The sequence below is a fragment of the Noviherbaspirillum denitrificans genome, assembly GCF_002211445.1.
Taxonomy (GTDB): Bacteria; Pseudomonadota; Gammaproteobacteria; order Burkholderiales; family Burkholderiaceae_D; genus Noviherbaspirillum; species Noviherbaspirillum denitrificans.
The window spans coordinates 2,079,083-2,086,949 of sequence record NZ_LSTO01000001.1 but is presented as its reverse complement, the minus strand read 5'-3'; the positions used below and the strand labels follow the sequence as shown (position 1 = coordinate 2,086,949).

8 protein-coding genes are annotated in these 7,867 nt (G+C 63.7%); 6 read left to right on the top strand and 2 right to left on the bottom strand.

Going from position 1 to position 7,867, the window contains the following annotated elements:
- From AYR66_RS10240 to AYR66_RS10225, 4 genes are all read left to right on the top strand, one after another.
- Positions 1-350 (top strand): porin (locus AYR66_RS10240; RefSeq protein WP_141104207.1); only part of this gene is annotated, 350 nt, incomplete at its 5' end.
- A 66-nt stretch (positions 351-416) separates the two neighbouring features.
- Positions 417-1,397 carry an ABC transporter substrate-binding protein gene (locus AYR66_RS10235; RefSeq protein ID WP_234815023.1) on the top strand — a complete coding sequence of 327 codons (981 nt, stop codon included), beginning with the start codon at positions 417-419 and terminating at the stop codon, positions 1,395-1,397.
- 59 nt (positions 1,398-1,456) lie between these two features.
- Entirely contained in the window at positions 1,457-2,278 is an 822-nt protein-coding gene (locus AYR66_RS10230; protein WP_088707407.1) for an ABC transporter ATP-binding protein, read from the top strand.
- Positions 2,275-3,030 carry an ABC transporter permease gene (locus AYR66_RS10225; protein ID WP_088707406.1) on the top strand — a complete coding sequence of 252 codons (756 nt, stop codon included), beginning with the start codon at positions 2,275-2,277 and terminating at the stop codon, positions 3,028-3,030. The genes AYR66_RS10230 and AYR66_RS10225 overlap by 4 nt, the downstream gene beginning before the upstream one ends.
- 3 nt (positions 3,031-3,033) lie before the next feature.
- Here the strand turns inward: AYR66_RS10225 and AYR66_RS10220 are convergent, their stop codons facing one another.
- Positions 3,034-5,631, bottom strand: a complete 2,598-nt coding sequence (locus AYR66_RS10220; RefSeq protein ID WP_088707405.1) for a sensor domain-containing protein — start codon at positions 5,629-5,631, stop codon at positions 3,034-3,036.
- Between the two features lie 260 nt (positions 5,632-5,891).
- Between AYR66_RS10220 and AYR66_RS10215 the strand changes: the two genes are divergently transcribed.
- The gene (locus AYR66_RS10215; protein ID WP_088707404.1) at positions 5,892-6,581 is read left to right on the top strand and encodes a hypothetical protein; all 690 of its coding nucleotides are present in this window, start codon (positions 5,892-5,894) and stop codon (positions 6,579-6,581) included.
- Between the two features lie 165 nt (positions 6,582-6,746).
- Positions 6,747-7,400 carry a hypothetical protein gene (locus AYR66_RS10210; RefSeq protein WP_088707403.1) on the top strand — a complete coding sequence of 218 codons (654 nt, stop codon included), beginning with the start codon at positions 6,747-6,749 and terminating at the stop codon, positions 7,398-7,400.
- 46 nt (positions 7,401-7,446) lie between these two features.
- On the opposite strand, the gene AYR66_RS10205 is transcribed toward AYR66_RS10210, so the two are convergent.
- Positions 7,447-7,867: porin (locus AYR66_RS10205; protein ID WP_141104206.1), on the bottom strand; the 421-nt coding region annotated here is incomplete at its 5' end.

Genomic DNA, 7,867 nt, shown 5'->3' with positions numbered 1-7,867 from the left:
AGCAGAAGACGGCATTCGCCGGCGCCAGCTACAACTTCAGCGTGGTGAAACTGTTCGCGACCGTCCAGCGCAACAAGGATGACACCACGACCGCGGCCACGATGACCGACAAGTTGTATACCGTGGGCTTGTCCGCGCCGGTCGGTCAGGGCTCGGTGCTGGCAGGCTACGCGCACACCAGGCGCAGCGGCTCGCTGGTCGGCGCCGACCGCGACCGCAACACGCTGTCGGTCGGCTACGACTATCTGCTGTCCAAGCGTACCGACCTGTACACCATCGCGATGAGCGACAAGATCAACACCGCATCGCGCGCCGCCAGCTTCGGCCTCGGCCTGCGCCACAAGTTCTGACGGAGGACCACCATGCATCCAAAACGCTTGCCCAAATGGGCAGCCGCCGTATTGCTGCTGTCGGCGATGCTCCCCGCGCTTGCACAGGAAACCAAAGTCAGGTTCCAGCTCGACTGGCGCTTCGAGGGGCCGTCCGCGCTCTTCCTCGTGGCCAAGTCGAAAGGTTACTTCGCGCAGGAAAAACTGGACGTCACCATCGACGCCGGCAACGGTTCCGGCAATGCGGTCAACCGCGTTGCGTCGGGCACCTATGACATGGGCTTTGCCGACCTCGCCGCACTGATGGAATTCACCGCCAACAACCCCACGGCGCCGGGCAAGCCGGTGGGCGTGATGATGGTGTACAACGACACGCCCGCCGCGGTCTTCGCACTGAAGAAATCGGGCATCAAGGCGCCGGCCGACCTGAGCGGCAAGAAGCTCGGCGCGCCGGTATTCGATGCCGGCCGCCGCGCATTCCCGGTCTTTGCTCGCGCCAACCAGCTGGATGCGTCGAAGGCGAACTGGGTGAGCATGGATCCGCCGCTGCGCGAGACGATGCTGGCCAAGGGCGACGTCGATGCGATCACCGGTTTCTATTTCACTTCGCTGCTCAACCTCAACGCGCGCGGCATCAAGGATGAAGACATCGTTGTCATGCCGTATCCCAACCACGGCGTGAAGCTCTACGGCAACGCGATCATCGCTTCCGACACCTTCATCAAGCAGAAACCGGAAGCAGTGAAAGGCTTCCTGCGCGCTTTCGCGAAGGCAGCGAAGGACGTGATGGCCAATCCGGACGAGGCGATCAAGGCGGTCAAGGAGCGCGACGGGCTGATCGACGAGAAGCTGGAACTGCGCCGGCTGAAACTGGCGATCGCCGGATCGATCGCGACGGCAAATGCGAAGGCGGAAGGTTTCGGGCAGGTGTCCCCGCCGCGGCTGTCGCTGATGGCGTCGCAGGTGTCGGATGCGTATGCGACGAAGACGCGGGTGGATCCGAATGCGGTGTGGAATGCGGCATTTTTACCGGCGAAGGGGGAGTTGAACGTTTTCCCCGGAAAGTAAGCAGCGCCCTCTCCTGCTTGCGGGAGAGGGCGAAGTTCGGTGCAATATTGGAAAACCACATGCTCTCACCAACCAGACTTCCCACCCCCGACACCGCCACCGACACCTTTGTCGATTTCCGCCACGTCTACCTCGCCTACAGCGAGTCCGCCGATTTCGCCGTCGAGGACATCAACCTGCAAACCCGCCACGGCGAATTCATCGCCATCGTCGGTCCGTCCGGTTGCGGCAAGTCCACCTTCATGAAGCTCGCCACCGGCCTCAAGCCTCCCACGCGCGGCAAGGTGTGCGTGGATGGCGCACCCGTCACCGGTCCGCTCAAATTCGTCGGCATGGCCTTCCAGGCGCCGACGCTGCTGCCCTGGCGCACCACACTGGACAATGTGCTGCTGCCGCTGGAAATCGTCGAGCCCTACCGCAGCAATTTCAAGCGCGACAAGGCGCAGTACACCGAACGCGCACTGGCGCTGCTGAAGACCGTCGGCCTTGACGGCTATGCCAACAAATACCCATGGCAGCTTTCCGGCGGCATGCAGCAGCGCGCATCGATCTGCCGCGCGCTGATCCACGAGCCGAAGATGCTGCTGCTCGACGAACCTTTCGGCGCACTCGACGCCTTCACCCGCGAAGAGCTGTGGTGCGTGCTGCGCGACTTGTGGACCGAGCGCCGGTTCAACGTCATCCTCGTCACGCATGACCTGCGCGAGGCGGCCTTCCTCGCCGACACGATCTATGTGATGAGCAAGCGCCCCGGCCGCATCGTGGCGCGCAAGGAAAATCCGCTGCCGCAACCGCGCGACCTGGAAGTCACCTATACCGAGCCGTTCACGGAACTGGTGCATGAATTGCGGGAACACATCGGAAGGGTACGCAGCACATGAATACCAACGCCATCAAGACCTTTGCCCCCTGGATACTGCTGCTCGCGCTGCTGATCGTGTGGCAGGTGGTGTGCAGCGCCTTCCAGGTGTCGGAATTCATTTTCCCCAGCCCGTATGCAATCGGCCAGTCGCTGGTCGAGTACGCCGGCCCCATCGCCGGGCATGCGCTGCGCACATTCTGGGTGACGATGGCGGGCTTCGCGATTGCGGTCGCCGTCGGGCTTGCGCTCGGCCTCCTGATCGGTTCCTCGCCCGTCCTCTACGCCGCAGCCTATCCGCTGATGACTGCCTTCAACGCGCTGCCCAAGGCAGCCTTCGTGCCCATCCTCGTGGTCTGGTTCGGCATCGGCGCGGGGCCGGCGATCCTGACCGCCTTCCTGATCTCCTTCTTCCCGATCATGGTCAACATCGCCACCGGCCTGGCCACGCTCGAACCGGAGCTGGAAGATGTGCTGCGGGTGCTCGGCGCGCGGCGCACGGATGTGCTGCTCAAGGTGGGACTGCCGCGCTCCATGCCCTACTTCTTCGCGTCGCTCAAGGTTGCGATCACGCTGGCCTTCGTCGGCTCGACGGTGTCGGAAATGAATGCGGCCAACGAGGGCATCGGCTACCTGCTGGTATCGGCCGGCTCCGCGATGAAGATGCCGCTCGCCTTCGCCGGACTGGTCGTCATCGGCGCCATGGCAATGGCGATGTATGAGTTGTTCGCCGTCATAGAAAGGCGCACAACCGGCTGGGCGCACCGCGGTTGATTGTTATTGCATGAAGGCGCCGCGACGTGCCAGCATGCGCTCGAATTCTTCCGCCGGCGCCGGCGCCGCATACAGGAAGCCTTGCCCGAAATCGCAACCAGCGTCACGCAGCAGTTCGCATTGCTCCCGCGTCTCGATGCCTTCCGCGATGACCTTCAGCCCGAGCCGGTGCGCCATCACGATCATCGATTCGGCGATGGCACGGTCGCTTTCATCGACCGCGATGTCGTGCACGAAGGATTGATCGATCTTGAGGTAATCGACGTCGAATTTTTTCAGGAACGCGAGCGACGAATAGCCGGTGCCGAAATCGTCGATCGCCAGTTCGATGCCCGCATCGCGGTATTCGATCAGCCGGTCCGCGATCGCCGACGACGCATTGACCAGCAGTCCCTCGGTGATCTCGATGGTGATGCTGCCGCCCGGCATGCCGCGGCCTCGCAGGTAGGACATCCAGCTGTCTTCCCTGGATTGCGTCAGGAACTGCACCGGCGACTTGTTGACGCCGACCTGGAAAGGCACACCCAATTCCTTGCTCCAGCGCAGCGCGCAATCGGCCGCCTGCCGGAACACCCAGTCGCCGATCTCGTTGATCATGCCCGACTCTTCCGCCAGCGGAATGAACTCGGCCGGTTCCACCGGCCCGAGCGTCGGATGCAGCCAGCGCAGCAGCGCTTCCGCCTTGACGATGCGGCCGCTGTGCATGTCCACCACCGGTTGGAAATAGACACGCAGCTGGCCGTCGCGCAGCGCATTGCGCAAGTCGCCGCCGAGGCGCAGCCGCGCATGCGCATGCTCCTGCATGGAGCGCGTGAAGAAGCTGAACTGGTCGCGCCCGCCCGCCTTGGCCGCATACATCGCCTGGTCCGCGTTGCGGATCAGTTCTTCCGGCGTGGAGGCGTCGTTGGGATAAAGCGTGATGCCGACGCTGCCGGACACATAGGCGACTTCGTTGCCGAGGTGAAAGGGGGCGTCGAGCGCATCGAGGATTTTCTTGGCGATCACTTCCACATGCCCCACGCTGTCCAGTTCAGTGACGATGACGGTGAATTCGTCGCCGCCAAGCCGGGCCACGGTATCCGATTCACGCACGCAATCGCTCAGCCGGCGGGCTGCCTGCGTCAGCAGCAGGTCGCCCGCGTCGTGCCCAAGCAGGTCGTTGACTTCCTTGAAGCGGTCGAGGTCGATGAACAGCAGCGCCGCCTGCACGCCGGTGCGGTGTGCCTTGCGCACCTCCTGGTCGAGGCGGTCGCGAAACAGGCGGCGGTTGGGCAGGCCGGTCAGCGTGTCGAAGTTGGCGTCGCGCCAGATGCGCTCATCCGATTCCTTTTTCGCCGAAATGTCGGTCATGGTGCCCGTCAGGCGCAGCGGCCGCCGGCGTTCGTCGCGCGCGACCACCACCGCGCGCGCCATCACCCATTTCCAGCAACCGTCCTTGCAGTGCAGGCGATGCTCGTCGGTGAAGGTCGAGACTTTTCCGTCGAGGCATTCCTGCAGCGCGGCCAGCGTGGCCATGGCGTCTTCCGGATGCAGCCGGTCACGCCATTCGACCACTGTGTTGCCGATCTCGTTGTCCGCGTAGCCGATCATTTCCTTCCAGCGCGGCGAGTAGCAGACTTCGCCGGTCTGCATGTCCCAGTCCCAGACGCCGTCGCCGGTGCCCTCGATCGCCAGCTTCCAGCGCTCATTGCTGATACGGAGGTCATCCTCGGCGCGCTTCTGCGCGGTTATGTCGTGACCTTGCACGAACAGGTTGGAAACCGTGCCATCGGGATCCGTGATCGGCTGCACCATCAGGTCGATGTAGATGTCGGATTTCGGTCCGCCGGGCTCGCGTTCCAGCACGGCCTTCAGGCCGCGTCCGACAAAGGCTTTTCCTGTTCGCAGCACCTCGTCCATGATCTCGATGAAGCCCTGCCCGCCGAGTTCCGGCAGGATGTCCCGGAACGCCTTGCCGACCAGCTCGCGCTGCCCGACCAGCCGCTGGTAGGCTTCATTGGCCAGCTCGAAGATGAACTCCGGCCCGCGCAGCACGGCGACAAAGCCGGGCGCCTGCTCGAACAGCCGCCGCAAGTCGTTCAGCTTGGCATCCAGCATGCGGTTCGTCTCTTCCAGTTCGCGCGAGCGGGTGAAGATGCTGCCTTCGGTGCGGAAACGGAAATCGCGCACCTGCTCGGCGGCGCGCAAGGCTTTCTTGAGCGTGTACAGCTCGGTGACGTCGATCGGGTTCTGGACGATGCACGACACCTCGCCGCGTGCATCCAGGAGGGGCGTGTGCACGATGCTCCAGTAACGCTCCGTCAGCACCTTGCCGCCTTGCGCGGGATCGGGGATCGGATATTTCAGCAGCGCGATGGTGTCGGGCTGGCGGGTTTCCAGCACACGTGCGAACGAAGCACGGAGCAGGTTGACGCCTTCCGGATCGTTAAGGTCTGGCGAAAAGGCGTCGAACACGTCGCGCCCGGCCAGTTGCTCCAGCGGCCTTCCCGATGCCCGCAGGTAGGCCGCGTTCGCGCCCAGGATGCGCAAGTCGGGGGACAGCCAGAGGTAGTTGTACGGCGACGCATCGACGATGGCGGCGAAGTCAGGCGCTTCGTGCATGAGGCTTGCTCCTGGAACTGTGGCTGGCGGGCAATGGGCTGGCTGGCCGGTTGCTGTCACTGCATCGCATCGGTGCAACAACCAATAGTTATCTGACTTCGGCTACTCCGGAATACAAATATGATTGCCCGCCAATGCGCACAGTTCCCATCGCGCAGCCGCAGAATCGCCATCCCTTGATCCAGGCATGCTGTCCACGGAAACAAAATCGCCCCCCGGATGTCCGTTGGGTATCGTCGACTTGAATGAAGGAGACCCGTGTGAGCATCCTGGGCATCCTGCTCGGCAGGCGCGAGCCGGTAGTCGAATACCGTACCGTCGACGGCGGACATCCGGCGCCGTTTCCGGACATGACCGACGAGCAGTTGTACAACTATGAAGTGACCTTCAACGTCCCCAAGCGTACCTTTGCGGAACGGCCGCGGTCGGTGCGCCCGCCTGATCCGCGAAGGGCCGAAAAGGCGCCACCGGAACGCAAGGAACCCATGACGGAAACAGTCGTGCAAAAGACGCAGGAGCGGCCGCACCCCGAGGCCGATACGCGCCGTCATACGGCAACTGCGCACCGGCCCACGCGCAGCATGCCGCCGCCAGGCCGGGCCGACCTGCCGCCGCCTGACCTCAGCCGGCCGGTGCGGCTGGTGACCACGAAGCAGCCGGTGGACATCATCACTACCCGCGCCCGCCACCCGGTATACAAGGTGCACGCCTATATCGGCGATGACGACGTGGTGACGGTGTTTACGATGGATGGCCGCCTGTCGGAAAACGGTCCGCGCTACCTCGAGAACGTGCCGCAGAAGCAACAGCTGTTCATCAACGTCTATCCTGCATCGAACGGACAGGCGACGGACAAGTATGTGCTCACACAACATGCCTCGCGGGAGGAGGCCGATGCGGAGGTGAAGGCCGGGCGCATCGCTTGCGTGCCGCTGCAGTTCGATCTCTAGGCAAAATTTGTCAGCAAGCTGCCGAATTCCGGCAGCTTCACATCTTGCCCCCTCCTGCAAGCCGCATGTTTCCGTGTGGCATGACGCTTGCACGATCCCGGTACCACAATAAAAACGGGACGACATCATGGCAACCTGCCTGCCGGACAGCGCGCGGAGGCGCGCATGAAATCCCCCATCTCTCCTGTCATCGGCCTGGTTTCCGGGCTTGGCTTGCACGGTACCGGGCAGTTCATCGAACGGCTCGCGGAAGAATGCCGGCTCCAATACGGCGCGCGGCATGACGGCGATTTTCCGAGGATGCTGGTGTACAGCCTGCCGCTGGATACGGGCGATGACGCTGAAGACGTGTTTTTCAATGGCTTGCGCCAGCTGGAACTGGCCGGCGCCGATTTCCTCGCTGTCGCCGGCGATGGCGCGCTGCTGGTGCCACGGCTGACCGCCGGCGTGCGCCTGCTGCATCCGGTCGATTTGATGCTGGAAGCGATTCCCCATTCAGCACGGCGCATCGCGCTTGCCGCGCCGCAATCCGTGCTGGCCTCGGAAGCCATCCAGCGCGCGCTGTGGCGCAATCAGCGCAAGCTGGTTGATCCGGGATGGCAGGATGAAGTCGATGCGGTGTATGCGGCCGCGCCCGAAGCGCGGTGCTGGTCAGGACTGGTGGCGCGGGCAGAGGACGCCGGCGCCGATACGATGCTGGTGGCGGGCTTCGGCCCGCATGTGCATGCCACTTGCGCGGCGTTGCAGGTCATTGACATGACGAGCTGCCTCGCACACGGCATCGTCGCCGAATGGCTGGCGTGGTGCGTTGAGGAGTAACGGAGGACAAGCGGCCTGATGGCCGCTTGTCTCCCTTGCTACCGGATCAGAAGGTGTGACGCACGCCGACGTTGAACGAACGGTCGCCGCTGCCTGCATCGGTGGCATTGCCCGCCGTGTAGAAGCCTGCCACGTTGTTGGCCACGGTGTTGTCGATGCGCGCGAACGAGGTATACAGGTTCGTACGCTTCGACAGCGCGTAGGTGTAGCCGATCGCGAACTGGTTGGCGTCATTGCCCGCGGCGGTCTGGTCCGACTTGCGGATGTACGAGGCCAGCACGGTGCCTGCACCGACAGGTGCGCTCACGCCGAGCATGGTGTCGCGAGTGTCGGCCTGACCCACGCTGGTGTTGCCGGCCACGGCGTTCTTGTTGACCGCATACGCGAAATGAACGGCAGCCATGCCGAAGTCATATTTGGCGCCGAGCGTGGTCACGCGCGAGGTCACCGTCGCGGTCGCGTTGTTC